This window comes from Mesorhizobium sp. M7D.F.Ca.US.004.03.1.1 (genome assembly GCF_003998635.1).
GTDB classification, from domain to species: Bacteria; Pseudomonadota; Alphaproteobacteria; order Rhizobiales; family Rhizobiaceae; genus Mesorhizobium; species Mesorhizobium loti.
In genome coordinates this window covers 1-976 of sequence record NZ_RZQG01001436.1, presented here as the reverse complement: position 1 = coordinate 976, position 976 = coordinate 1, and the positions used below count along the sequence as shown (strand labels likewise).

The following is a 976-nucleotide window of genomic DNA, read 5'->3' as shown; positions in this document are numbered from 1 at the left end:
CATCTTCTGCGTCGGCCGCAACTACGCGGCGCATGCCCGCGAATTCGGCAATGACGAGCGCGATCCGCCCTTCTTCTTCACCAAGCCGGCCGACGCGGTGGTCGATTCCGGCACGGCGATTCCCTACCCGCCGCTGACGGCCAATCTGCACCACGAGATCGAACTGGTCGCCGCGATCGGCAAGCCTGGTTTTCGCATTGCCCGCGACAAAGCGCTGGACCACGTCTGGGGCTACGGCGTCGGCATCGACCTCACCCGCCGCGATCTACAGGACGAGGCCAAGAAGGCCGCCCGGCCGTGGGACTGGTCGAAGGCCTTCGACCGCTCCGCGCCTTGCGGCCCGCTGATCCCGGCGGCGAAATCCAGCCATCCGCAGAAAGGCCGCATCTGGCTCGCCGTCAACGGCCAGGTCAGGCAAGACGCCGACCTCGCCGAGCTGATCTGGCCAATATCGGATATCGTGTCGATCTGCAGCGAGGCGGTGGAGCTGGAGCCCGGCGACCTGATCTTCACCGGCACGCCGGCCGGTGTCGGCGCGGTTCGTGCCGGCGACACGATGACCGGTGGCGTCGACGGCATCGGCACGATCGAGATAACCATCGGCCAACCGAAGTGAGCGCATGAGCGAACTCGTCCTGCACAACTACTATCGCTCCTCCACCTCCTATCGGGTGCGGATCGCGCTGGAGATGAAAGGGCTGAGTTACGATTACGTCCCGCATCATCTGCGCCATGGCGAGCATCTGGAAGCAGCCTATCTCGCGGTCAATCCGCAAGGGCTGGTGCCGGCGCTGATCCTCGGCGACGGCACGCTGCTGACGCAGTCGCTGGCGATCATCGAATTCCTCGACGAGACCAGCCCGGAACCACCGCTGCTGCCGAAGGATGCGGCCGGCCGAGCACGCGTGAGAATGCTGGCGCAGATGATCGCCTGCGACATCCACCCGGTGAACAATCTGCGCGTGCTGACCTCGCT

The 976-nt window shown here is 65.5% G+C and carries 2 protein-coding genes; both read left to right on the top strand.

Going from position 1 to position 976, the window contains the following annotated elements:
• The first annotated feature begins 1 nt into the window (after nt 1).
• Nucleotides 2-616 (top strand): fumarylacetoacetate hydrolase family protein, encoded by a 615-nt coding sequence (locus EN935_RS37735; protein WP_245489162.1) that lies wholly within the window; start codon nt 2-4, stop codon nt 614-616.
• Nucleotides 617-620: 4 nt separating this feature from the next.
• On the top strand, nt 621-976 hold a 356-nt coding region (locus tag EN935_RS37730; RefSeq protein WP_206534688.1), incomplete at its 3' end, for a glutathione S-transferase N-terminal domain-containing protein.